Source organism: Marinobacter sp. MA (assembly GCF_048298425.1).
In the GTDB taxonomy this organism is placed as follows: domain Bacteria; phylum Pseudomonadota; class Gammaproteobacteria; order Pseudomonadales; family Oleiphilaceae; genus Marinobacter; species Marinobacter salsuginis.
This window is the reverse complement of the sequence record NZ_CP103058.1, coordinates 3,596,774-3,620,957: the sequence shown is the minus strand read 5'-3', so window position 1 is coordinate 3,620,957 and position 24,184 is coordinate 3,596,774. Positions and strand designations below refer to the sequence as shown.

22 protein-coding genes and 1 tRNA gene are annotated in these 24,184 nt (G+C 57.5%); 13 read left to right on the top strand and 10 right to left on the bottom strand.

All coding sequences use genetic code 11. The features are described 5' to 3' along the window. The first annotated feature begins 42 nt into the window (after positions 1-42). The 12 genes from folP (at position 43) to pnp (ending at position 12,656) form a co-directional block, all read left to right on the top strand. Positions 43-873 carry a dihydropteroate synthase gene (gene folP / locus NUW46_RS16805; protein WP_069181915.1) on the top strand — a complete coding sequence of 277 codons (831 nt, stop codon included), beginning with the start codon at positions 43-45 and terminating at the stop codon, positions 871-873. Continuing rightward, positions 873-2,216, top strand: a complete 1,344-nt coding sequence (gene glmM / locus NUW46_RS16800; protein WP_305965727.1) for a phosphoglucosamine mutase — start codon at positions 873-875, stop codon at positions 2,214-2,216. The genes folP and glmM overlap by 1 nt, the downstream gene beginning before the upstream one ends. A gap of 75 nt (positions 2,217-2,291) precedes the next feature. Then, complete coding sequence (tpiA, locus tag NUW46_RS16795; protein WP_305965728.1) at positions 2,292-3,050, top strand: triose-phosphate isomerase; 759 nt, start codon at positions 2,292-2,294, stop codon at positions 3,048-3,050. A gap of 24 nt (positions 3,051-3,074) precedes the next feature. Continuing rightward, positions 3,075-3,455, top strand: a complete 381-nt coding sequence (gene secG / locus NUW46_RS16790; RefSeq protein WP_008171532.1) for a preprotein translocase subunit SecG — start codon at positions 3,075-3,077, stop codon at positions 3,453-3,455. Between the two features lie 7 nt (positions 3,456-3,462). Then, a tRNA-Leu gene (locus NUW46_RS16785) sits at positions 3,463-3,547 on the top strand. Between the two features lie 320 nt (positions 3,548-3,867). Then, positions 3,868-4,329, top strand: a complete 462-nt coding sequence (rimP, locus tag NUW46_RS16780) for a ribosome maturation factor RimP (RefSeq protein ID WP_064230003.1) — start codon at positions 3,868-3,870, stop codon at positions 4,327-4,329. A gap of 55 nt (positions 4,330-4,384) precedes the next feature. Beyond that, positions 4,385-5,878, top strand: coding sequence for a transcription termination factor NusA (gene nusA / locus NUW46_RS16775; protein ID WP_136630326.1), 1,494 nt, complete (start codon positions 4,385-4,387; stop codon positions 5,876-5,878). An 18-nt stretch (positions 5,879-5,896) separates the two neighbouring features. Beyond that, on the top strand, positions 5,897-8,446 hold the full coding sequence (infB, locus tag NUW46_RS16770; RefSeq protein ID WP_222465377.1) for a translation initiation factor IF-2: 2,550 nt from the start codon (positions 5,897-5,899) through the stop codon (positions 8,444-8,446). Positions 8,447-8,471: 25 nt separating this feature from the next. Beyond that, positions 8,472-8,897: a 30S ribosome-binding factor RbfA gene (rbfA, locus tag NUW46_RS16765; protein ID WP_069181908.1), complete on the top strand. Its 426-nt coding sequence runs from the start codon at positions 8,472-8,474 to the stop codon at positions 8,895-8,897. Then, positions 8,894-9,835, top strand: coding sequence for a tRNA pseudouridine(55) synthase TruB (gene truB, locus NUW46_RS16760; protein ID WP_209400100.1), 942 nt, complete (start codon positions 8,894-8,896; stop codon positions 9,833-9,835). The genes rbfA and truB overlap by 4 nt, the downstream gene beginning before the upstream one ends. 78 nt (positions 9,836-9,913) lie before the next feature. Further along, positions 9,914-10,183 carry a 30S ribosomal protein S15 gene (rpsO, locus tag NUW46_RS16755; protein ID WP_008171539.1) on the top strand — a complete coding sequence of 90 codons (270 nt, stop codon included), beginning with the start codon at positions 9,914-9,916 and terminating at the stop codon, positions 10,181-10,183. Between the two features lie 358 nt (positions 10,184-10,541). Further along, the gene (gene pnp / locus NUW46_RS16750) at positions 10,542-12,656 is read left to right on the top strand and encodes a polyribonucleotide nucleotidyltransferase (protein WP_418142053.1); all 2,115 of its coding nucleotides are present in this window, start codon (positions 10,542-10,544) and stop codon (positions 12,654-12,656) included. Positions 12,657-12,848: 192 nt separating this feature from the next. On the opposite strand, the gene NUW46_RS16745 is transcribed toward pnp, so the two are convergent. From NUW46_RS16745 to NUW46_RS16700, 10 genes are all read right to left on the bottom strand, one after another. Next, positions 12,849-13,727, bottom strand: coding sequence for an alpha/beta hydrolase (locus NUW46_RS16745; RefSeq protein ID WP_418140736.1), 879 nt, complete (start codon positions 13,725-13,727; stop codon positions 12,849-12,851). Continuing rightward, positions 13,697-15,562, bottom strand: a complete 1,866-nt coding sequence (locus NUW46_RS16740; protein WP_418140735.1) for a DUF4105 domain-containing protein — start codon at positions 15,560-15,562, stop codon at positions 13,697-13,699. Before NUW46_RS16740 ends, NUW46_RS16745 begins: the two co-directional genes overlap by 31 nt. An 88-nt stretch (positions 15,563-15,650) precedes the next feature. After that, a complete protein-coding gene (locus NUW46_RS16735; protein ID WP_069181903.1) occupies positions 15,651-16,115 on the bottom strand; it encodes a DUF3015 domain-containing protein in 465 nt (154 codons plus the stop codon). Positions 16,116-16,811: 696 nt separating this feature from the next. Then, entirely contained in the window at positions 16,812-17,252 is a 441-nt protein-coding gene (locus tag NUW46_RS16730; protein ID WP_418140734.1) for a hypothetical protein, read from the bottom strand. A gap of 257 nt (positions 17,253-17,509) precedes the next feature. Then, a complete protein-coding gene (locus NUW46_RS16725; RefSeq protein ID WP_136631388.1) occupies positions 17,510-18,211 on the bottom strand; it encodes an ABC transporter ATP-binding protein in 702 nt (233 codons plus the stop codon). A gap of 9 nt (positions 18,212-18,220) precedes the next feature. Next, on the bottom strand, positions 18,221-18,976 hold the full coding sequence (gene livG, locus NUW46_RS16720; RefSeq protein WP_069181901.1) for a high-affinity branched-chain amino acid ABC transporter ATP-binding protein LivG: 756 nt from the start codon (positions 18,974-18,976) through the stop codon (positions 18,221-18,223). A gap of 6 nt (positions 18,977-18,982) precedes the next feature. After that, on the bottom strand, positions 18,983-20,254 hold the full coding sequence (locus NUW46_RS16715; RefSeq protein WP_069181900.1) for a high-affinity branched-chain amino acid ABC transporter permease LivM: 1,272 nt from the start codon (positions 20,252-20,254) through the stop codon (positions 18,983-18,985). Next, positions 20,254-21,177 (bottom strand): high-affinity branched-chain amino acid ABC transporter permease LivH, encoded by a 924-nt coding sequence (gene livH / locus NUW46_RS16710; RefSeq protein WP_069181899.1) that lies wholly within the window; start codon positions 21,175-21,177, stop codon positions 20,254-20,256. Before livH ends, NUW46_RS16715 begins: the two co-directional genes overlap by 1 nt. Positions 21,178-21,338: 161 nt before the next feature. Continuing rightward, positions 21,339-22,451: a branched-chain amino acid ABC transporter substrate-binding protein gene (locus tag NUW46_RS16705; RefSeq protein ID WP_064230016.1), complete on the bottom strand. Its 1,113-nt coding sequence runs from the start codon at positions 22,449-22,451 to the stop codon at positions 21,339-21,341. Positions 22,452-22,603: 152 nt separating this feature from the next. Continuing rightward, entirely contained in the window at positions 22,604-23,512 is a 909-nt protein-coding gene (locus NUW46_RS16700; protein ID WP_136631386.1) for a tetratricopeptide repeat protein, read from the bottom strand. 165 nt (positions 23,513-23,677) lie between these two features. Here NUW46_RS16700 and NUW46_RS16695 point away from each other — a divergent pair, with 165 nt between their 5' ends. After that, positions 23,678-24,172: a MarR family winged helix-turn-helix transcriptional regulator gene (locus NUW46_RS16695; RefSeq protein ID WP_069181897.1), complete on the top strand. Its 495-nt coding sequence runs from the start codon at positions 23,678-23,680 to the stop codon at positions 24,170-24,172. The last annotated feature ends 12 nt before the right edge of the window (positions 24,173-24,184 follow it).

Here is a 24,184-nt window from a genome sequence, read left to right as displayed (position 1 = left end):
TTCCGGGCGGCGTTTGTTTTTGTCATTGAAAAAAGGTTTGCCATGAAAATGAATTTTGCCGGCCGGGAACTGGATATGTCCCGCTGCCATGTGATGGGCATCTTGAATGTAACACCGGATTCGTTTTCCGATGGCGGGCAATTCAACCGGCCTGATGCGGCCCTCGCCAGAGCAAGGCAGATGGTTGCCGATGGCGCCACTTTCATCGATATCGGCGGCGAATCCACGAGGCCGGGAGCGACGCCGGTCTCCGTCCAGGAGGAGCTGGATCGGGTATGCCCGGTGGTGGAAGCCGCTGCCCGGGAGCTGGATGCGGTGATTTCGGTAGACACCAGTGCACCGGAAGTCATGGCCGAGACAGCAAAACTCGGCGCCGGGCTTATTAATGATGTTCGCGCGCTTCAGCGTGACGGTGCTCCGGAAGTTGCTGCACAGGCGAGTATCCCCGTTTGCATCATGCATATCCAGGGGGAGCCGGATACCATGCAGGATCGCCCCGAATACCGTAACGTGCGGCGCGAGGTGAGTGCCTTTCTCACGGAGCGTATGCGTGTTGCAGAGCTTGCCGGTATTCGCCCCGAAAATATCCTTCTCGATCCCGGCTTCGGTTTCGGCAAGAGCCTTGAGCACAATCTGCAGCTGCTTGCCTGTCTTGAGCAGATGCATATCCTTGGGCATCCGTTACTGGTTGGCGTTTCCAGGAAGTCCATGCTGGGGCATATCACCGGCCGGGACGTGAACGAAAGGTTGCCTGCAAGCGTTGCGGCCGCGACAATAGCGGCCATGAAGGGTGCGAGCATTATTCGCGTGCACGATGTAAGGGAAACAGTAGACGCCGTCCGTGTGGTGGCGGCAGTGAAGGAGGCAGGTTAATGTCCGAGAGAAAGTACTTTGGTACGGACGGTATTCGCGGACGCGTGGGTGAGTTTCCGATAACGCCGGAATTCATGCTCAAACTGGGTTGGGCCGCGGGCCAGGCCTTCAAGCGGGATGGTCAGCGCAACAGCGTGCTGATCGGCAAGGATACCCGGCTTTCCGGTTACATGTTCGAGTCCGCCCTTGAAGCCGGCCTTGCGGCTGCAGGCGTCGATGTAAAGCTTCTCGGCCCGATGCCGACGCCCGCAATTGCCTATCTGACCCGCACTTTCCGTGCCTCGGCGGGTATTGTGATCAGTGCCTCCCACAACCCTCATCATGATAACGGTATCAAGTTCTTCTCGGCGGCCGGTACCAAGCTTGATGACGCCCTGGAGGCAGAGATTGAGCGCTGGCTGGATAGGCCCATTGAAGTCTGCGGGCCAACCGAGCTGGGCAAGGCCTCCCGGGTGGATGATGCCCCCGGCCGTTATGTGGAATTCTGCAAGAGCACCGTGCCCAACGAATTTACCCTCGACGGGATGAACATCGTGCTGGATTGTGCCCATGGGGCGACTTACCACGTGGCGCCCAAGGTGTTTCGTGAGCTTGGCGCCAAAGTGTCGGTGATTGGCGCTGATCCGGATGGCCTTAACATCAATCTGAACGTCGGCTCCACGCATCTGGACGCACTCAAGGCCGCAGTGGTCGAAAAAGGCGCTGACCTGGGCATTGCGTTCGATGGTGATGGCGACCGGGTTTTGATGGTGGACCGTGACGGCTCTGAAGTGGACGGCGATGAGCTGCTCTACGTGATCGCCTCCCAGCGGTTTGCGGAAGATCGCCTTAAAGGCGGCGTCGTGGGTACGCTGATGACCAACCTGGGCGTTGAGCTTGCGCTGAATGAAATCGGAATCGAATTCGAGCGCGCGAAAGTTGGCGATCGTTACGTGATGGAGCGGCTGCTGGCGAACAACTGGGTTTTGGGTGGCGAGGGCTCTGGCCACATGGTTATCCGCGACTGCACCAGCACCGGCGACGGTATTGTTTCGGCGCTGCAGGTTCTGCTCTCTGTCTGGAAGTCCGGGAAAACGCTTTCCGAGCTGCGCCAGGGTATGAGCAAGCTGCCCCAGAAAATGATCAATGTCCGGGTAGAACAGCGTTTCGATCCGTTCAGTCGTGACGATATCGTAGCTGCGGTTCGTAAATTCGAAACAGAGTTGGGCGGCTCCGGCCGAATTCTGCTCAGGGCCTCCGGAACCGAGCCGCTGATCAGGGTGATGGCGGAAGGCCAGGATGCCAACGAAATTTTGCGAGTGGTCGAGGAGTTGGCAAAAGTCGTGGAGAAATCCACCGCTTAATTTTGTGTTTTCAGGCGGTTGTCTGCCGGGAGGGAGTGCTGTATAGTTCGCCCTCCCTCACGTTCGGGAACTGTTATGCGTCGAAAGATCGTAGCCGGAAACTGGAAAATGAACGGGTCGAAAGGCCTGGCGCAGACGCTGGTAAGCGATGTGCAATCCCAGGCGGCCTCTCTTGATAATGGCGTCGAGGTTGTTATTATTCCTCCCGCAATTTATGTCGGAGACGTAGTCGCGAACGCAGGTGGTAGTCTGTCAGTTGGCGTTCAGAACGTGGGGCAGTGGAGTTCCGGTGCCTACACCGGCGAGATTTCTGCGGAAATGGCGGTGGATCAGGGTTGTCAGTATGCGCTGGTCGGACACTCCGAGCGTCGTCAGCTCTTTGGTGAGTCAGACGATGTGGTCGCGGAAAAGGTTGGCCGCGTCATCGGCGCTGGGCTTCATGCAGTGCTCTGTGTCGGTGAGACTCTGGAAGAGCGCGAGGCGGGAAAAGCCGAGTCTGTGGTCGCTTCCCAGGTGAAGGCCGGGCTGGCAGGCGTAGCAAAGGGTCAGTGGCAGCGCGTGATTGTTGCTTACGAGCCGGTCTGGGCAATTGGCACAGGCAAAACCGCGACGGCGCAAGATGCCCAGGCAATGCATGCGTCGCTCCGGCAGGTGCTTTCAGAGATGGGCGCGCCGGCAAATGAGATATCCCTGCTTTACGGGGGCAGCGTAAAAGCGGATAATGCAGCCGCTCTTTTTGCCGAGCCGGATATTGACGGCGGTTTGATCGGCGGAGCGTCGCTTGTAGCAGAAGATTTTGTGAGTATTTGCCGGAGTGTTCCGGCGGGTACCTGAATTTAAAGGTTCGCGAGAGTCGTTATGGATTGGGTAGAAACACTGGTAGTCGTTGTGCACGTGGTTATCGCGGTGGCGCTGGTGGGTCTGGTGCTGATCCAGCAGGGCAAAGGCGCCGACGCTGGTGCTGCTTTTGGTGGTGGTGCTTCCCAGACGGTTTTTGGTAGCCAGGGCAGCGGCAGCTTTTTGACCCGCTTTACGACCCTGCTCGCAGTGGTATTTTTTGTAACAAGTTTCTCGCTGGCGATTTTTGCCAAGCAGCGTGCCGAAGTGGCAGGGGAAGCGGGTATTCCTGTTGTTCAGGAGTCCAGCAGTGCCGCCCCGGCTGACACCGCTGCCGATAACGGCGAAGCCGCAGCCAGCGAAGCCGAGGGTGGGGAGTCTGATCTCCCTGAGCTCGAGTAAGAATGTTGCCCGGGTGGTGAAACTGGTAGACACGCTATCTTGAGGGGGTAGTGGCGAAAGCCGTGCCGGTTCGAGTCCGGCCCCGGGCACCATATTAGAAGAAAAACGGCTTGGAGTTTCCAGGCCGTTTTTTTTGGTCAGTCCTTGACCAGTCTGTCCGGCGTCTCTATACTCCGGCGGATATTGGGACCTGCCGCGTGGTGCTGGCGGGTTTCTGGCAGGCCAGGTGTCTGTCAGCAGGAAACGGTACACCGGTTTGTTTCCTGCGAGTTCTTGCAACAAAAGGCCCCATTGTTCGGGGCTTTTTGATTAAGGGGCCTGGCGCAACGGGCCCTGGTGCATAAAAAGGGCTGATAAAACAGCCCTTTTTTTGTTTTTGGGGCCGGTAAATTGATAACGGAGAAGGCACAACTTGTCAGCCAAGCTTAAGCAACTGGAAGACATTCTTCAGCCCGTCGTGGAAGGTCTGGGGTATGAGTTCTGGGGCATTGAATTCCGCTCGCAGGGCCATCATTCCCTGTTACGGGTGTTTATTGACGATGCCGAGAACGGCATCGGCATCGACGACTGCGAAAAAGTCAGTCGTCAGATCAGCGGTGTGATGGATGTGGAAGATCCCATCCAGACCGAATACACGCTTGAGGTCTCATCCCCGGGGATGGATCGCCCGCTGTTTCGTCTTGAGCAATACGAGGCCTTTGTTGGTCACCAGGTTCAGATTCGTCTCCGGATGGCGTTTGAAGGTCGCCGGAAGTTTCAGGGGCTGATCAAAGGCGTGGAAGGTGATGATGTGGTTGTGGTCGTTGATGATCACGAATACCTGCTGCCATTCGACAGCATTGAAAAAGCCCACATCGTGCCGGTATTTGAATGAACAAACTGAACGAAGTCCGTGGACGCACAGTTGATTTAAAGGGCAGGGCAATCCAATGAGTAAAGAGATCTTGCTGGTGGTTGAATCCGTCTCGAACGAGAAAGGTGTCGAGAAGGATGTGATTTTCGAGGCGATCGAGCTGGCACTGGCCACCGCTGCCAAAAAGCGCTTTGAAGACGAAGAGGCGGATATCCGCGTAGCAATCGACCGGAAAACCGGCGAATACGAAACCTTCCGCCGCTGGCTCGTGGTCGATAACGATGCCGTTCCTGCGCTTGGCACTGAGCTTACCCTGCAGGAAGCCGAAGAGATCGACCCGGCCCTGAAGCCCGGTGATATCCACGAGGAGAAGATCGAGTCTGAAGCCTTTGGCCGCATCGGAGCCCAGGCCGCCAAGCAGATTATCTTCCAGAAGGTTCGTGAGGCAGAGCGCACCAAAATCGTGGACAGCTACCGCGACCGCGTTGGTGAGCTGGTTTCGGGTACTGTAAAGAAGGTGACCCGGGACAATGTCATTGTTGATCTGGGTGCCAACGCAGAGGCGCTGTTGCCCCGTGAATACCTGATCCCGCGCGAGACGTTCCGCATGGGCGACCGTGTGCGCTCCCTGCTGCTGGAAATTCGCACCGATCATCGCGGCCCTCAGCTGATTCTGAGCCGCACCTCTCCGCAGATGCTGATCGAACTGTTCCGCATTGAAGTGCCGGAGATTGCTGAAGAGCTGATCGAGATCCGTGGTGCCGCCCGTGACCCCGGTTCCCGGGCCAAGATTGCGGTGAAGACCAACGATCGGCGTATCGATCCCGTTGGCGCCTGCGTTGGTATGCGAGGCTCCCGGGTTCAGGCAGTGTCCAATGAGCTGGGCGGTGAGCGTGTTGATATCGTGCTGTGGGACGACAACCCGGCCCAACTGGTAATCAATGCCATGGCGCCGGCAGAAGTTGCGTCCATCGTTATGGATGAAGACCGGCACACCATGGAAGTGGCTGTGGCGGAGGACAACCTGGCACAGGCAATCGGCCGGAACGGCCAGAACGTTCGCCTGGCCACGGACCTGACAGGCTGGACCCTGAACGTGATGACCGAGGAAGAAGCCGGTGAGCGTCAGGAGCAGGAATACAGCCGGCTTGTCGAGCATTTCACTGGCAATCTGGACGTTGATGAAGAATTTGCCGGAGTGCTGATCGAGGAAGGGTTTACCTCCATTGAAGAGGTGGCCTATGTGCCAATGGAAGAGATGCTGGCGATCGAAGGCTTTGACGAAGAGACCGTCACCGAGCTGCGCCGTCGTGCCAAGGACGTTCTGCTGAACCAGGCCCTGGCAAGCGAGGAAGCGCTCGAGGGTGCCGAGCCGGCCGAAGATCTTCTGGGAATGGACGGCATGGACCGTAGCCTGGCCTTTAAGCTGGCCGGTATGGGTGTGCGCACCATGGAGGATCTGGCAGAGCAGTCGGTAGACGACTTGCTCGAGATTGAAGGTATGGATGAAGAGCGTGCTGGTCAGCTTATCATGACCGCACGTGCCCCCTGGTTTGAAGACCAGGCCTAATTCGGGAGGAGGACCAGTATGGCTGAAGTAACGGTAAAACAACTGGCCGAAGATGTAGGCGCTCCCGTGGATCGTTTGCTGAAGCAGATTGTGGAGGCTGGCCTGAAAGCCCGCTCCGAGAATGATTCTGTCTCCAGCGATGAGAAGCAGCAGTTGCTGGCCTATTTGAGAAAAACTCACGGTGAGGCAGACGCCGAACCGCGCAAGATCACCCTTAAGCGTAAGACCACCACCACGCTCAAGGCCGGCAAGGCAAAGACCGTCAATGTTGAGGTTCGCAAGCGCCGTACCTACATCAAACGGGCTGAATTGCAGCCTGAGGCTGAAGCACCGAAACCGGAAGAGCCGGTAGCAGAGCAGCAGCCGGAGCAACCACCGGTTGAAGAAGCGCCAAAGGTAGCAGCCGAGCAGGCGCCGCAGCCTGAGGCAGAGAAGCCGGCCGAGGCAGCAACATCCGAGCAGCCGGAACAGGCAGAAAAACCAGAGCCGAAGAAAGAGCCCGAGCCTGAGCCCGAGCCGGTTCCCGCTCCGGAAGACATGCCGATGCCGCCGCCTGAGGGCGAAGGCAAGGATCGCAAACCGAAGAAAAAGAAAGAGAAAGTTCGCGAGCGCGGCGACGAGATTGAAGAGGGCAAGCCGAAGAAGAAGCAGGCTGGCCATCGTGGTCCTCGCAGCCGCCCGGTGGAAGAGCCGCTGGTTATCTCCGAGGACGAGGAAGAGACCACGCTGCGTAAGCCGCTGCGTGCGAAAAAGAAACCCAAAGAGAAGCGTCATGGCTTCGAGAGGCCGACCAAACCAATGGTCAGAGAAGTAGAGATTCCAGAAACGATTTCTGTCGGTGACCTTGCCCAGCGTATGGCGGTCAAGTCGGCGGATGTCATCAAGACCCTGATGGGCATGGGCGTCATGGCCACCATCAACCAGGCATTGGACCAGGAAACTGCGGTTCTGGTGACCGAGGAGCTGGGCCATAAAGCCAAGACCGTCAGTGAAGACGCGTTCGAGGAAGAGGTTCTGAGCGAGTTCTCCTTCGAAGGTGGCGAAAAAACCAAGCGTGCTCCGGTTGTGAGCGTGATGGGTCACGTTGACCACGGTAAGACCTCCCTGCTGGATTACATCCGCCGTACCAAGGTGGCCTCCGGGGAGTCTGGTGGCATTACCCAGCATATTGGTGCCTACCACGTAGAGACCGATCACGGCATGGTGTCCTTCCTGGATACCCCGGGCCACGCGGCCTTTACTGCCATGCGTGCCCGCGGCGCGCAGTGTACTGACATCGTGGTTCTGGTGGTTGCCGCCGATGATGGTGTCATGCCCCAGACCAAAGAAGCGGTTGATCACGCGCGATCTGCCGGCGTTCCGATCGTCGTCGCCATCAACAAGATGGACAAGGAAGAAGCCGATCCCGATCGCGTCAAGACCGAACTGGCCGGTATGGAAGTGATTCCGGAAGACTGGGGCGGTGATGTCCAGTTCGTGCCAGTTTCCGCGCACACCGGTGAGGGTATCGAAGACCTGCTTGAAGCACTGTTGCTCCAGGCGGAAGTACTGGAACTTGAGGCAGCCACTGATGCGCCTGCCAAGGGTGTGGTTGTTGAATCCAGTCTCGAGCGTGGACGTGGTTCCGTGGCAACCGTACTGGTTCAGAACGGTACCCTGCGTCAGGGCGACATGGTTGTGGCCGGCTCCTACTTCGGTAAGGTCCGGGCGATGACCGATGAAGCTGGCAAGCAGGTCAAGGAAGCAGGCCCGTCGATTCCGGTCGAGATCCTTGGTTTGAACGGTACACCGGATGCCGGTGACGAGTTCTTCGCCGTTGCCGACGAGAAGAAGGCCAAAGAGCTGGCTGAATTCCGTCAGAGCCGCGAGCGGGAGCAGCGGTTGCAGCGTCAGCAGGCGGCCAAACTTGAGAACCTGTTCGAGAACATGGGCAAAGACGAGGTCAAAACCCTCAATGTGGTGCTCAAGACCGACGTTCGTGGTTCTCTGGAAGCCATCACCAAAGCCCTGCAGGATCTCGGTAACGACGAGGTTCAGGTGAAGATCGTATCGTCCGGTGTGGGTGGTATTGCCGAGACCGACGTCAGCCTGGCCATGGCAACCAACGCGGTTATCTTCGGCTTCAACGTGCGTGCCGACAGTGCTTCCAAGCGCCTGGTCGAGCAGGAAGGTCTGGATCTGCGCTACTACAGCATCATCTACAACCTGATTGATGATGTGAAAGCAGCTCTGACCGGTATGCTGGCTCCGGAATTCCGCGAAGACATCGTTGGTATTGCCGATGTCCGTGACGTGTTCCGTTCGCCGAAGTTCGGTCAGGTGGCCGGTTGTATGGTTACTGAAGGTACCGTTTACCGTAACAAGCCGATCCGGGTTCTTCGGGACAACGTGGTTATCTTTGAAGGCGAGCTGGAATCCCTGCGTCGCTTCAAGGACGACGTGCCTGAAGTCCGTAACGGCATGGAATGCGGTATTGGCGTTAAGGGTTACGACGTAAAAGTCGGCGACCAGATCGAGGTCTTCGATCGCGTCCGGGTCGAGCGCAAGCTTGAGTCCACCGGCGCCTGATGCGCCCGATTTTGAAGGAAACCTGATGCCAAGAGAGTTCAGTCGTATTGATCGCATCGGCGATCAGATGCAACGGGAACTGGCCCAGCTCATCCAGCGGGAGGTCAAAGACCCGCGGGTGGGCATGGTCACGGTAAACGCGGTCAAGGTCAGTCGTGACCTTGGCTACGCCGATATTTATGTGTCCCTGCTTTCCACCGAGGAACTGACGGAGGAGTCTCCGGAGGTCAAGGAATCGATTGCGGTGCTGAACAAGGCCTCGGGCTTTTTGCGGGGCCAGGTAGGTCGCGCGATGAAGCTGAGGGTCGTACCCCAGCTGCGGTTCCACTTCGACACGCTGCAGGGTTACAGCCGCAAGATGGACAGCCTCATTCGCGAAGCAGTTGGCGACAAGCCGGCCGTGCAACGGAATGAAGAGGACGACCAGGATGATCCGGAGCGTAACGCTTGAGCCGCAGACGCAAAGGCCGTGACGTCAACGGTATTCTGGTTATCGACAAGCCGCAGGGTGTGACCTCCAACGGCATTCTGCAGCAGGTCAAGCGTCTGTTCGGGGCGGCCAAGGCCGGCCATACCGGCGCACTTGACCCCCTGGCGACCGGCGTTCTGCCGCTATGCTTCGGTGAGGCCACCAAGTTCTCCCAGATGATGCTCGACAGCGACAAGGCCTACATTGCCACCGCCCGGCTCGGAATCCGAACCGAAACCGGTGACAGCGAGGGCGCGGTCGTTGCCGAAAAGCCTGTGCCAGACGGTCTGACCGCTGACTTGCTGGAGCCGGTACTGGATGGCTTCCGGGGTGATATCCAGCAAGTTCCCTCCATGTATTCGGCGCTCAAGCACAAGGGGCGTCCCCTCTACGAATATGCCCGCGAGGGTATTGAGGTTGAGCGTCCGGCAAGGCCGGTGACCATCTACGAACTGACGCTGCTGGACATTCGTGAGAACGAACTGGACATCGCGGTCAGCTGCACCAAGGGTACGTACATTCGCTCACTGGTTGAGGATATCGGTGAAGCTCTCGGTTGCGGTGCCCATGTGACTGCATTGCGCCGCACCATGGCGTCAGGGTTTACTCTGGCCAATGCCCATGCCGTCAGTGATCTCGAGGCGATGCGCGAACGGGGTGAGAGCCTCGATGGTCTCCTGGTGGCACCGGATGCCGCTCTGTCGATGTTCCCCGAGCACCGTCTGGCGGGGCAGGCGCTGGTATCGATCTTGAACGGACAACCGGTTAGAATACCGGGTCAGGCCTACGAAGGCTTCGTGCGTCTCTATGCTAACGAGAGCGCAAACGAAAGCTTTGTGGGGCTGGCAGAAGCATTCCCGGAAGGCGAGCAGACCAATCTGGTCCCGCGCCGACTGGTGAAGAACAGCGGAAAGCGTTAGACGCGCCGCTGTTTAGCCGGGCTGTAGAGATGCGCGGTTCGGCCGTATTCGAAAGCATCGCAAACAATGAGGTGAGTTATGGCACTTTCTGCCAACGAGAAAGCACAGATCGTTAAGGATTTTCAGCAAGGTGATGGCGATACCGGTTCCCCTGAGGTTCAGGTGGCTCTGCTGAGCGCCAACATCAACAAGCTGCAGGATCACTTCAAGGCCAACAAGCAGGATCACCATTCCCGCCGTGGCCTGATCCGGATGGTTAACCAGCGTCGTAAGCTGCTGGACTACCTCAAGCGCAAGAACGCCGACCGTTACCTGGAGCTCATCCAGCGTCTGGGTCTGCGTCGCTAATCCGGGTCTTTACGACCTGAGGGCTGCGCCGGCTTGTTCGGTGGCAGCCGTCGACCAGCAGGCCCTTTGTGGGGTCTGCTGGTTGTGTTTTTCTCCCGCTGCAGTTGGATTGTCTGTGTGTTCGAAGGATTCCCTGTCGTAATGGAAAGCCGAAATTGATAGCAGGTTGTTGAAAAGCCCGGGCCCGGCGGCCTCTGCAACTGCCGCCTCCCAGACCGGGGTTTTGCAACAGCCTGTTAGCTTTCAGACGGGTTGCTCTTCAGACCACAGCACATCATCTGCAGGACTATGGTTTCGAGCGCAGGGGCGCTCGGAACGAATCAATCTGGACCAGATAGACCAGGAGTTTTTTGTGGATCTGAAACCTTTCAAGAAATCATTTGAGCTGGGCGGCAAGACCGTCACTCTGGAAACCGGCCGTATTGCTCGTCAGGCAACCGGTTCTGTATTGGTAACCGTCGATGACATTTCCGTGCTCGGTACCGTTGTCGGCGCGAAAGAAGCCAAGCCAGGCCAGCCGTTCTTCCCGCTGACCGTTAACTACTTCGAGAAGACCTACGCCGTGGGCAAAATCCCGGGTGGTTTCTTCAAGCGCGAAGGTCGTCCTTCCGAGAAGGAAACCCTGACTTCCCGCCTGATCGACCGTCCGATTCGTCCGCTGTTCCCGAACGGCTTCATGAACGAAGTCCAGGTCATCACCACGGTCATGTCCTCCAGCAAGAACCAGGATCCGGATATTGCCGCGATGCTGGCTGCGTCTGCGGCCCTGGCCATTTCAGGTATTCCGTTCGATGGTCCCATCGGCGCATCCCGCGTGGGTTACACCAACGAGCGCGGTTACTTCCTGAACCCGACCTTCGAAGAGTTGGAAACCTCCCTGCTGGACATGGTCGTAGCCGGTACGGAAGACGCGGTGCTGATGGTTGAGTCCGAAGCCAAGGGCCTGACCGAAGACCAGATGCTGGGCGGTGTGCTCTACGGCCACCAGGAAATGCAGACAGCGGTTGCCGCTATCAAGGAATTCGCCGCCGAGATTGGCAAGCCCCGTTGGGACTGGCAGCCGGAGCCGGAAAACACCGAACTGCTGAATGCCATCAAGGCCGAGTTCGCCGGTGCCATTGAGGAAGCCTACGGTATCCGTGACAAGATGGCCCGCTATGAGCGTCTGGGCGAGGTGAAAGCCGCTGCCGTTGAAAAACTGGCCGGTGAAGAGGAAGGCCAGCCTTCCGAAGACGAAGTCAAAAAGTACTTCGGCAAGATCGAGAAGAGCGTGGTTCGCCAGCAGGTTATCGATGGCAAGCCCCGGATCGACGGTCGCGACAACAAGACTGTTCGCCCGATCGAAATTGAAGTGGGCGTTCTGCCCAGCGTTCACGGTTCCGCCCTGTTTACCCGTGGCGAGACCCAGGCCATCGTGACCACCACGCTGGGTACTTCCCGCGATGTGCAGATCATCGATGCCCTGGAAGGTGAGCGCAAGGATCCGTTCCTGTTCCACTACAACTTCCCTCCGTACTCCGTAGGTGAGGCTGGACGTGTCGGTTCGCCGGGCCGTCGCGAAGTGGGCCACGGTCGTCTGGCCAAGCGTGGTGTTCTGGCGGTCATGCCGACCCTGGAAGAATTCCCGTACGCCATCCGTGCGGTTTCCGAGATCACCGAGTCCAACGGTTCCAGCTCCATGGCCTCGGTCTGTGGTTCCAGCCTGGCACTGATGGACGCGGGCGTACCCATCAAGGCACCGGTTGCCGGTATCGCCATGGGTCTGGTCAAGGAAGGCGACAAGTTTGCGGTTCTGACCGACATCCTGGGTGACGAGGATCACCTGGGTGACATGGACTTCAAGGTTGCCGGTACCCAGGAGGGCGTCACTGCCCTGCAGATGGATATCAAGATCAACGGCATCACCGACGAGATCATGGAAATCGCGCTTGAGCAGGCTCACGCTGCGCGTCTGCACATCCTTGGCGAGATGAACAAGGTTATCGCTACCCCGCGTGCCGAGCTGTCTGCCCGCGCTCCGAGCATCACCACCATCAAGATCAACCCGGAGAAGATCCGCGACGTTATCGGTAAGGGTGGCTCTACTATCCGTGCGATCTGTGATGAGACCGGTGCTTCCATCGATCTGGATGATGACGGCAACGTGAAGATCTACGCCGACAATCAGGAAGCTGCCCAGGCGGCGGTGACCCGGGTCAAGGAAATCACGGCCGAGATCGAAGTGGGTGCTATCTACAAGGGCCGCGTTGAGCGCATTGTTGACTTCGGTGCCTTTGTAAACATCCTGCCTGGCAAAGATGGTCTGGTGCACATCTCCCAGATCTCTGATCGCCGCATCGAGAACGTGACTGACGAGCTGAGTGAAGGTCAGGAAGTTCTGGTGAAGGTGCTGGATGTGGACAACCGTGGTCGCGTTAAGCTGTCCATGAAGGAAATCAAGGAAGGCGACCAGCCGACCGATTTCTCTGCCTGATCTTTTTCGGGCTTAATAAAAACCCGCCTTTCCTCTGGATTGGCGGGTTTTTTATTGTGCTTGGCTTGGTTGCAAGCGGCTGTTGGTTTTCCCTTTTCAAAAGACGCTACGAGCACATCCATGTGCGCTTGTTTCGGGCCGTCCCTGGCCCTCAACACTTTTGAAAAGGGAAAACCAACAGCCGCCCATACTCTATCGCCCAGAATCCATGAAGCGAAGTACGTCTCTCCGGTACCCAGGAATAACAAACGTCGCCCCGTGAGGCGTATCCGTCTGCAAAAATTCCTTGGGCTGTTCCGCAGCTTCATACAGTGCTTCGCCATGATGGAACGGAATAATTCCGTCCCGAACGCTGTGGATTACCATAACGGGAACCGGGCTGATCCTGGGAATATGATCCACACCCTCATAGTCCTCAGGAATAGTCCAGCTCAGAGGAATCTGGAGTGGCCAGGTAATCCAGAACTCGCCAAGTTTCTCCCGGGCGATGCTGCGGAACCCTGAAAAGGTGCCGTCCAGAATGACGCCGTCCAAGCGGGGTTGCTCCTGCCGTTGGGTCCATTCACTTGCGAGGGCGATGCCCAGTCCACCGCCGAGGCTCTGGCCAAGGATATATAGCGGACGTTCACTTGCTCCCGGCTTCTTCACCAGCCAACGCAGGCCGGTTTCCACGTCGTGCAGGGCGCCTTCGATGTCGGGGTCACCGGTGGATTGGCCGTAGCCCCGGTAGTCGATGGTGAAGACGTTGTAGCCTCTCTCGGGCAGCCAGGCCACGTTCAGGATGTGGCTGCTGATATTCTGGGCATTGCCGTGGAGGAAGTAGACCGTGCCCCTGGCGTTGTTCTCAGGGGCTTCTGCGGGCAGCCACCAACCGTGGAGGGTTTCGCCGTCGGCGGTGTCGAGGTAGATGTCTTCGTATTCAAGGTTTAGCCGGTCCGGAGTGATGTAAGTCACCCGGTCCGGGTAGAAGAAGACGCTGCTGCAACCGGATAACAGCAGAAGCGCAACCAGAAGCCCGCTTAACCGGGCCGTGGTGGCGTTCAGAAATACGCGTGGATTCCGGCGTGCCATGTGCTCTGGTACCTGTCGTAGTGGTCTTCCCGGGTGAACTCGGCAAACAGACTGAACTCGCGGCCGATGTGCCAGTTGGTTTTGGCGTAGAGCTGGTCCTGGCGGTGCTGGCTGCTGACGATCCAGGCCTTGGTTTTGGCACCGGCTAGCAGGCTGAACTGGTTGTTCTGATGGAGCAGGCCGATGTCAGCGCCCGGGGCAGCATCGTAGCCGCGGCGCAGGTCGTCGTCGATTTCCAGGTCGGCGGTAGCGATGGCAAACGCCTGGGTCTGATGGCCAAGGCTCCAGCTGCCCCCTGCGCCGCCTTCGAGATAGGGGGTAAGAACCCGGTCGTTGCCAGTGTCAGTGCGGCGGCCACCAAAACCTACCTGCCATGACAGTGGCGAGAAAAAGGCGTTCCGCGGGCTCAATGAGCGGATCTCCACGCCGGTGAGCTGTTCCAGTTGCAGCTCGTTGTTGTCTGTATACAAGCGCGCGTCGAGGCGGAGGAACTGGAGCTGGGCGCCGGTGCGGTAGCCGGCCGGAGGATCGAGAACGTCGTGGTAGGCCGGACGCAGGGTCAGTTGAGTGAACTCCCTGTGTGCCAGTTGGCCTGCCCCGAGGCTCATGCGGAAGGTGTCGTGGCCCTCGTCGTCCCTCACAACCGGCTCGGGCGGTTCCTCTGGTGGGGCAACGTCATTGATTTGGCTGCGTTCTCGCAAAAGGTCATGGGAGAGTGGCGCCGCAATTTCCCGGGGCCAGCCGTCGGCCTCGCTTTTATAGCGAACATAATCGTAGGTGGCGTCCAGTACATGGGCTCGCTGTTCGGCTGGCAGCGAGCTCACCTCGTTGGAATCGGCGTCTACATAACCAGTGGCAATGGCCGCCGCGAGGGTCTGGTGGTCGTCGGGCAGGGTAGAGAGGCTGTAGGCCACGGAGGTGGCGGCTGACGGCCGGTAATACACATCGCTGACCAGGTCCTTGTCCACTACCCAGCGGACGGTGTCCGAGGGAATGGCGTGAGTGCTTACTTCGCCCAGAAGGTCAGTGCCGGGGCGCGCGATGTCTATCAGTGCCAGCAGGCGGTAGGCACAGTTCTCGTCGAAGAAATAGTAGTCAAAGTTACGATCCCTGATTTCCCAGGCGTGGGCGATCATCAGGTCCACTTCGTCCTGGGTGAGGTTCAGTTTGTACTCCCACAGGTCCCGATGCTCGATATCCGAGTACAGCCGTATTTTTTCGTAGTAGGGCTGGACGGTGGTTATTCCGGGATAGCCGCCAAAAATACCCTTGTAGGCAAACAGCAGTTCACTGTCGTGAGCTGCAGCATCCGCCGCGTAGGAAATCGTGTTGGCCAGCAGCAGGTTGGTTTCCTCGTCGTCCTGGGGCGGGTCCAGGCGCAGGAATGTGTGACCGAACATGGAAGACGGACTGTTCAGGTATGAGGCGGCGAACACCAGGGTCACGGTTTCAGTGTTGAGTGTCTCCGACCATTCCTGATATCCGGGGCAGCTGACTTCGGGCAGCGCCAAATTCAGCTCTTGCTGCAGCCAGGTGGTTCTTGCCGGAAACTGGCAGCGTGCGTGGTCATCACCCTCGCCGGGTTTCTGTATTGCCTCCAGAGTGGCCTGCAGCTCTGACTTTGGCGAGTGCTTGCCGTCTTCGCTGAGAAAAAAGGCCGGGTCGTCGGCCTGGCTGGTGTAGCCATCGCCGAAGGTGTCGGGCTGGTAATGGATCAGTGTGAGCCAGGCAGGATCGAGATGGAGCTCGGATGTATCTGCAGGAGTATCGGCCTGGGTTGGCAGGCTGACTGCGAGCCAGATCAGGGCTGGCCCAATGCGAAGCATGTTGCCCATGGAATGTGCTGCATCCGGGGTTGAACGGTAGAGAGTGGAGCGATGCGCCGTCCCTGGCGCAAGAGCGCGTCCCTTCAGCGAGCCTGGATCAGGCTGCTACGTATTTACTGAGTGACTCGTTTTTCTCCAGCAGCGCGACGATGGCATCGACCGCTTCGCCGGAGGTGGTGTCAGAGCTCGGGAAGATGGTGGCAAAGTTGTCCTGCAGCACCTTGCGGAAGGTGTCACGGTCAGCTTCGTCCACGCCCAGCAATACCGCAAGGGTATCGAGGTTTTCACCGGAACCGCGGGACATGTCACGGGCAACCTTGTCGATGTTGCTGTCCATGTACATGGCCATGGACTGAACAGACTGGTTGGTCTGGCAGCCAAGGGTGCCTGTGGTCATACCGAAGGTCTGGTTACCAAAGGTTCCGTTGGTGGTTGCAGCCAGTACGTGGGGGGCAATACCGGACTGTCCTTTCCAGATCATGGCGCCTACACCACAACCCGGTTGGGCAAAGGCCATGGAGGAAGCACCAAGAAGAATTGCACCTGCGATCAGTTTTTTCATTATCCACTCCTTTCTGTGGTTTAAAGCTGTCGTCGCAATACACAATACTGCCCCAAGCGTGGAGCAGCATTGCGAAAACGGCCCTGACTGGTCTTGTGGAGACAGGTTGACCGTTGGTCTGAGTATAGTTGATATCCAGCCAACGCAAGTTTAAAGATTGGTGAGTATTTGATTTGGCCTGAAAAACTGCTTATCGCGTCCAGTCTGATGCTGGCCGGCGCAATGGCCGGCTGTTATTCCCTCAATGTCAATTCCAGCTCCGTTCCCCTGAATGGATCTGTTGATACGGCGGTCAAGGCTGATATTGAAGTTGGCGAGAACATTTCCGGTAAATCCTCCGCTACCAAGATTATTTTCTTTACGTTAAGCGACGACAACGCATACTGCCAATGGCAGCGGCGCTTTAGGTCTCGGCGGACTTGATCAGGTTTCCGCAGTTAAATCAGCGGCAGCGTTTAATTCTATTTCCGCATCTGGTGCGAACGTGATTGTGGCACCGCGCTACACCGTGAAAACAACCATTATGGTTTTTACGGCACCATTGATGTATTGGTTAAAGACTACTAGGGAACGATCAAGAGCGTGAAAGGGTATTGGCAGGTCTTGTGAAATCAGGGCTACCGGTGGGCGGCCCTGATTTCGGTTAGGTATGGCGAGAGCTGAGTCTGAGTGTTGATCTCAGCCAGTTAAGCTCCGTCAGTACGCTGAATACTTGTTGTCGATCTCGCGTTTTGCTGAAACATATTCTTTATTGTCGATTGTTTCCATCATCAACTGATCTTCCAGTTGGGCGATTTCTTTGTCTTTCAATCGGTCAACTTTCTGCTTCGTTGCATAATAGTTAATTGATTGCGCTCCTTGGTAGCCGCTCATCGGGTCCCACAGGATTGATGCTGGCCAAAGCAGAAGATTTACAACTCCGGCACCGTATTCACGAACATAGAAAGAGCCAAAGCCCGGTAGGATACCGAGTGCAGCCGCCGCTCCCGGATTCTTTTCTTCCACTGCGAGACCTTTGGCCTGGTAGCCACGATATTCTTGCTTTTGTCCCGAAGAGAGCGGCGTTGCACAACCAGAGATCATCAGAACGCTCAGGATGACACTCAGTACCACGCCCTTTGATTTAGATACACTCATTTAAATTCCTTAATTAGTTACAGCTCCAAAACGTCGGAACCAGGTAGGTTCCGAACGGCCGAATATTACAGATTGGTTAGACTTGTGTCGCGCCAGTAACTAATGGATTTCTTTAAAGAATGTAAAAACTGATGTTTGGGGAGGTATTGGCTGGCCTGGGAGTGGCGAAAATAAAACAAAGAGTCTATTGGCACCTTAGGGGGTTCCAATAAACTCTTTGGTATGCAGGTTATAAAAAGAAGCGGATTTCGCGCGTATCAACCGCCGAGATAGGCGTTCTGGACATCCGGGTTTTCCAGCAGATTCTTGCCCGTGTCGTGCAGGCGAATCTTACCGGTTTCCAACACGTAGCCCCGGTCAGCCAGGTTCAGCGCCTGGTGGGCATTCTGCTCGACCAAGAAGACGGTGATGCCTTCCTCGCGAAGCTGGCCGATGATCTCGAAAATCTGCTTGATCACCAGCGGTGCCAGGCCCAGGGAGGGCTCGTCGAGGATGATCATGCGCGGCTTGCTCATCAGGGCCCGCCCGATGGCGAGCATTTGCTGCTCACCGCCGGACATGGTGCCGGCACGCTGATGTTCCCGCTCCTGAAGGCGCGGAAAAAGCTCATAAACGTGATCGATACTCTTGCGGATTTCCGCCTTGGTGTTGAAAAAACCGCCCATATGGAGGTTTTCCTCAACGGTGAGGCCTGAGAATATCCGCCGTCCTTCGGGAACGATGGCAATGCCGGAGCGCATGATCTGGGCGGTGGGTTCGCGGGTGATCTCACGGCCCTCCAGGAAAATGCGACCGGAGCTGGCCTGGGGATTCCCGCAAACGGTCATCAGCAGGGTAGTCTTGCCCGCGCCGTTGGCGCCGATCAGCGAGACGATCTCACCCTTTTTGACCTCGACAGACACGCCGTGCAAGGCCTCGATCTTGCCGTAATGGGTATGGACATCTTCTAGTACTAGCATGTGTTTACCTCAGGCCTCGCCCAGATAGGCTTTGATCACGTCGTCGTTCTGGCGGATTTCTTCCGGAGTGCCACTGGCCAGGGGGCGCCCCTGGTTGATGACGTTGATGCGATCGGAAATATCCATTACCAGGCTCATGTCGTGCTCAATCAGCACCACGGAAACGTTGTAGTCCTCTTTCAGGCTGACGATCAGCTGATTGAGTTCCTTGGTTTCCGCCGGGTTGAGACCGGCTGCCGGCTCGTCGAGCATCAACAGCTTGGGCTCGGTTACCATGCAGCGGGCAATCTCCAGGCGCCGTTGCTGGCCATAGGCCAGGTTGCCGGCTTCCCGGTTGGCCAGGTCCAGCAGGCCTACCCGATCCAGCCAGTAGGCGGCCCGATCCAGGGATTTCTGCTCTTTTGCCCGATAACTGGGGGTTTTGATCAAACCGGAAATCAGGTTGGTGTTGAGGTGGCGGTGTTGCGCCACCAGCAGGTTTTCCACCACGGTCATCTGGCTAAACAGCCGAACATGCTGGAAGGTGCGCACCATCCCAAGTCGGGAGATCTTGTAGTCAGGCTTGCCCTGTACCTCCTTCCCCTCGAACAGGATCTTGCCGCCAGTCGGCTTGTAAAAGCCGCTCATGCAGTTGAAAACGGTGGTTTTTCCGGCCCCGTTGGGGCCGATGATGGACACAATCTCGTGTTCCTGGACGTCCAGAGACACTTCGTCTACCGCCAGCAGGCCGCCGAAGCGCATGGACAGATTCTGTACTTCAAGCATCGTCTGTCACTCCTGCTTTTTCAGTTCAATGTGAATGCGGCGCATGGGCATCAGGCCCTGCGGACGCCAGACCATCATCAGCACCATGGCGGCACCGAAGATCAGCATCCGGTACTCGGAGAACTCACGGGCCAGTTCCGGCAGGATGGTGACAGCGATTGCCGCCAGCACCACACCAATCTGGGAGCCCATGCCGCCGAGTACAACGATGGCAAGGATGATGGCCGATTCCAGGAAGACAAACGATTCGGGGCTGATAAAGCCCTGCTTGGAGGCAAACACGGTACCGGCGAAACCGGCGAAGAAGGCGCCGATGGTAAAGGCCGACAGTTTGACCGCGGTGCGGCTGAGGCCCAGGGAGCGGGCAGCGATTTCATCCTCCCGCAGTGCCTCCCAGGCACGACCAACCGGCATGCGCATGAAGCGACGGATGACCAGAGCTGTGAACACCGCCAGTACCAGGGCGATCAGGTACAGGAAGATCACCTTGTGCTCACCGCTGTAGGCGATGCCAAAGGTTTCGTGGAACGAGGTATTGCCTTCCTCCTTCACCCGGCGACCAAACTCCATGCCGAACAGGGTCGGATCGGGAATGCCGCCAATGCCGTTGGGGCCACCGGTCAGCGTTGTCCAGTTATTCAGCAGGATCCTGATGATCTCACCGAACCCTAGAGTCACGATCGCCAGATAGTCGCCCCGTAGCCGCAGCACCGGGAAACCGAGCACAAGACCGAACAGCGCGGCAAGCAGGGCGCCGATGGGCAGTGCCAGCCAGAAGGAAATCCCGATGTACTGGGAGAGCAGCGCAAAGGTATACGCGCCCACGGCATAGAAAGCCACGTAACCCAGATCCAGCAGGCCGGCCAGGCCAACCACCACGTTCAGGCCCAGGGCGAGCATGATGTAGATCAGCACGAGCGTGGCCAGATCCACTGCACCCCGTGATACGAAGAACGGCCAGAACAGGGCAAGAACCACGATGCCTGTCAGCACCCAGGATTCAATCTTGGCCCGGCGATTCTCCGCCATGGGCTCCTTGCTGGCCTGGGGAAGGGGATGCGGGAGGCTTTTCAGGCCGCCCATGATCTGTTCCCGGAACAGCTGGAACAGGAATACGATCACGGCAGCGAGCAACACCATGACAACGGTGCTGGCATCGGCTCCGGTCAGGGTTACGTTGATGCCCTGGGCCTCAAGGTTAAAGCCGATGATCGGGTAGGAAATGATCAGTGTAATGATCGCGCAAAACAGCGCGTGTCTGAAGTTATTAGCAGCCATCAGATCTTCTCAACCTCCGGTTTGCCGAGCAGGCCGGTGGGTTTGAACAGCAGAATCAGGATCAGCAGGCTGAACGAGATAACATCCTTGTATTCACCGCTGAGGTAGCCGGAAGTCATACTCTCTGCCACGCCCAGTATCAATCCGCCCAGCATCGCGCCGGGAATGCTGCCAATGCCGCCAAGTACCGCCGCGGTAAAGGCCTTCAAGCCGGCAATGAAGCCGAACAGAGGGTCAACCGAACCGTAGTACATGCCCAGAAGCAGGCCGGCAACCGCTGCCAGAGCCGCACCAATTACAAAGGTTGCGGAAATGATCCGGTTGGTGTCGATGCCAAGCAGGTTGGCCATACCCAGGTCCTGTGATACCGCACGGCAGGCTCGGCCCGTCCGTGAGCGGGATATGAACAGAGACAGGGCGGTCATACAGATCAGCGTGGTGATGAAAATTGTGATCTGCATGTAGGACAGAGACATCTGGAAGCCGTCACCGGAACCGAAGTTGAAACCGCCGTCGATCAGAGCCGGGAAACCGACGTTCCGCGAACCCTGCGCCAGGTGGACGTAGTTCTGGAGGAAGATGGACATGCCGATGGCGGAGATCAGCGGGATCAGGCGATGGCGCCCCCGCACAGGCCGGTAGGCCACCCGTTCCACGGCCCAGCCCATGGAGCTGGAGACGATCATGGCGCAAATCAGCGCAACAATCAGAATCAGTGGTAGCCAGGCAATGCCCAGGGCAGCCAGACCGGTAATGGCAATCAGCGCCGTGTAGGCACCGATCATATAGATTTCACCATGGGCAAAGTTGATCATGCCAATGATGCCGTAAACCATCGTGTAGCCGATGGCGATCAGGGCATAGGTGCTCCCGATCGTCAGCCCGTTGATGAGCTGTTGAAAGAAATACAGGAGGTCTTGCATTGTTATGGGACTCCGAAAGCCTGCTCCCTCCGCTACCACACCCCATGCCCGGGATAACCGTGCAGGAAGTGGGGGAGGATCAACAGGAGCCTAGAAAAACACCTTCTCCCGGATCGCGGTGAGAAGGTGCTCTCATGATTACCGTTTGTTAACGATTTGGCTTAGTTTACCGGAGTTTTGCTTCCATCTGAATGCCATTCGTACACAACAAACTCGAATGACTTCATGTCGCCGGCCTTGTCGTATTCAACGGTGCCGATCGGAGTCTGGAAGGTGCCCTCGCGAAGAGCAGCGGCAACATCGAACGGATCGGTGGAGCCAGCGGCTTCAATGCCTTCGGCAACAAGCTGAACGGCGGTGTAGGAGGTCAGAACGAACGGACCGGAAGGATCCTCGCCCTTGTCTTCAAATGCCTTCACCAGCGCCTGGTTTTCAGCTTTCTGGTCGAATGCAGGTGGCAGGGTTACCAGCAGGCCTTCGGCGGCTTCGCCGGCGATGGTGTTGATATCCTTGTTACCCACGCCCTCGGGGCCCATGAAGCGGGCATCCAGGCCAGCGGAGTCAGCCTGGCGCAGAATCAGGCCTAGCTCCGGGTGGTAGCCGCCGTAGTAGACGTAATCCACATCGGCCTGCTTGAGCTTGGTTACCAGTGATGAGAAGTCCTTATCACCGGCGGTGATGCCTTCAAACATGGCGATTTCAACGCCAGCGTCTTTCAGGGTGTCACGAACGGCGGTGGCAATACCTTCACCGTACTGCTGCTTGTCGTGAACGATAGCAACGCGTTCCGGGCTCTGGGAGGCGATGTAGCGGGCCGCAACCGGTCCCTGCATGCTGTCCAGACCGATGGTACGGAATACCAGCTCATAGCCACGCTCGGTGATCTCCGGGCTGGTGGAAGCCGGAGTTACCATCAGGATGCCTTCATCCTCGTAGATGTCAGAGGCGGGCTGGGTGGAGCTGGAGCACAGGTGGCCGATCACGAAGCGCACGCCGTCGTTGACCAGGCTGTTGGCAACGGTCACGGCCTGCTTCGGGTCACACACGTCGTCGTATTCCACGGCAACCAGCTCTTCACCCATCACGCCGCCGTTGGCGTTGATTTGCTCAATCGCCATGCGGGCGCCGGAGAATTGCATGTCACCATACTGGGCAACGGGGCCGGTCATGGGGCCGGCAATACCGATCTGGATCTCGGCAGCGGCGTGGCCAGCGCCCATCAGGGCTACGGAAGTGCTAACAGCGGTTACGAGTTTTTTTACTGAAGTTCTCATTGAGTCTGTCCTGTTTTATTTCAGGGTTATTCTTGTGTTCTCAGAGAGTTAAACAAACACCACACCTCGCTGCTTGTCAAGCCGACGGGTGGCGCTTGCTCCGGAACACGGGCCTGTCTGCAAAGGCAAATCCCGTGCCGCTCTGAGCGGTGTCACGCATCCGTGCCGTCTTCTTCATCCTGGGAGACCAGCGCGCGGAAGCTCTCGTGTTCGCGAAGCTGGTCAAAACTGACGTCTACGGATGCATCGTCGCGGTATGCCTCCGAAATTTCAATAGCTTTCTTCAAAGTGCTGACGGCGTCCTCCCAACGGCCGATCTCTGCATAGGCGCATGCCAACTGATAGTGCGCGTGGCCATTATCCGGTGCAAGCTTCAGTGCCCGCTGGCAAAGACTGATGGCCCAGAGCGGTTCCTGCATTTCCAGAACAGCGTCTGCCTTGTAACTCAATGCTTCCACATCGTCGGGGCGAAGGTCCAGAATCTGATCGTAGGCGGCAATCTTGTTCTGCTGGGAGGTTTCCTGGCTGGCTTTGAGCCACAGCGAGTGCACTTCGTTGGTGCGCTCGATCTCCGCCTGGTTCTGGTGGATGATGTCTGATTTCTGCTTCAGCTGTTCTTCGATGGATTCGAGGCGCTTCTCGTATTCAACCACCAGCTCGTTGACCCGTTTTTCCGCCAGACTGGTGAGCTGGTTGCGCATATCCCGGATGGAGTTCCAGCCGATAACCACGAGAATGGATGTGGCGCCCGCGATCAGGTAAAAGAAGTAGGTAACCGTATCGGTCGCGTAGGACATGGTTTTGTCGGCAACGGACAGTTCCTTGTCGACCACCTTTTCAATCAGTTCTGCGCGGGTGTTCTGCATCTCCTTGCGAAGCGCCTTGCTCTCTTCCAGCAGATAAAGTTCCACGAAGGGCGTGTACATGGGCTCTTCCAGCGTCTTGATGCTCTCTTCCAGGTCTTCTGCAGTGAGCTCTTTCTCGGGGCCCAGCTCATCCTGACCGTAGAGGGTGCCGGCGAATGTCATCATGAAAAGAAAAGGCAGGAAAAACTTGATCATCGGGCGTATTCCGTCCGTCTGTCGTAAATGGAACAAAGGCGAAACCTTAGCATAGTGGATGGCCGAAAAAATGCCGGGAAACTCGCCGACTTGCAATTCTCGGTGCAAAGACCTCTAATACTTAGGGGTGTAAATAAATCGCGAAATCCGAATCGGAGCATTGCTGTGAACAGTTATGAAGATGTGCTGGTGGCTTTACGACGTGTCATTCGGGCAACTGACCTCCATTCGAAGCGCCTGAGCAAGCATGCCGGGCTGACCGGGCCTCAGCTGCTGATCATGAGAACGATTCGGGATCTTGGCGAAGTCACCATCGGCACCATCGCAGAAAAGGTCAGTCTCAGCCAGGCAACGGTAACGACGATTCTGGACCGTCTGGAGCACCGGAATCTGGTTTATCGCGTGCGCAGTACCCAGGACAAGCGAAAAGTGCATGCCCACCTGACCGATGAGGGGGCGGATTTGTTGGCCCGGGCGCCGAATCCGCTCCAGGAGGATTTCATCCAGAAATTCCAGAGTCTGGCCGAGTGGGAGCAGACCATGATTCTGGCCTCGCTCCAGCGTGTGGCCAACATGATGGATGCCGACGATATTGATGCGTCGCCGGTGCTGACCGTTGGGTCGGTATTGAAGGACGACGGCTGGAAAGAGAAAGCCTGACTTCAATGAGCC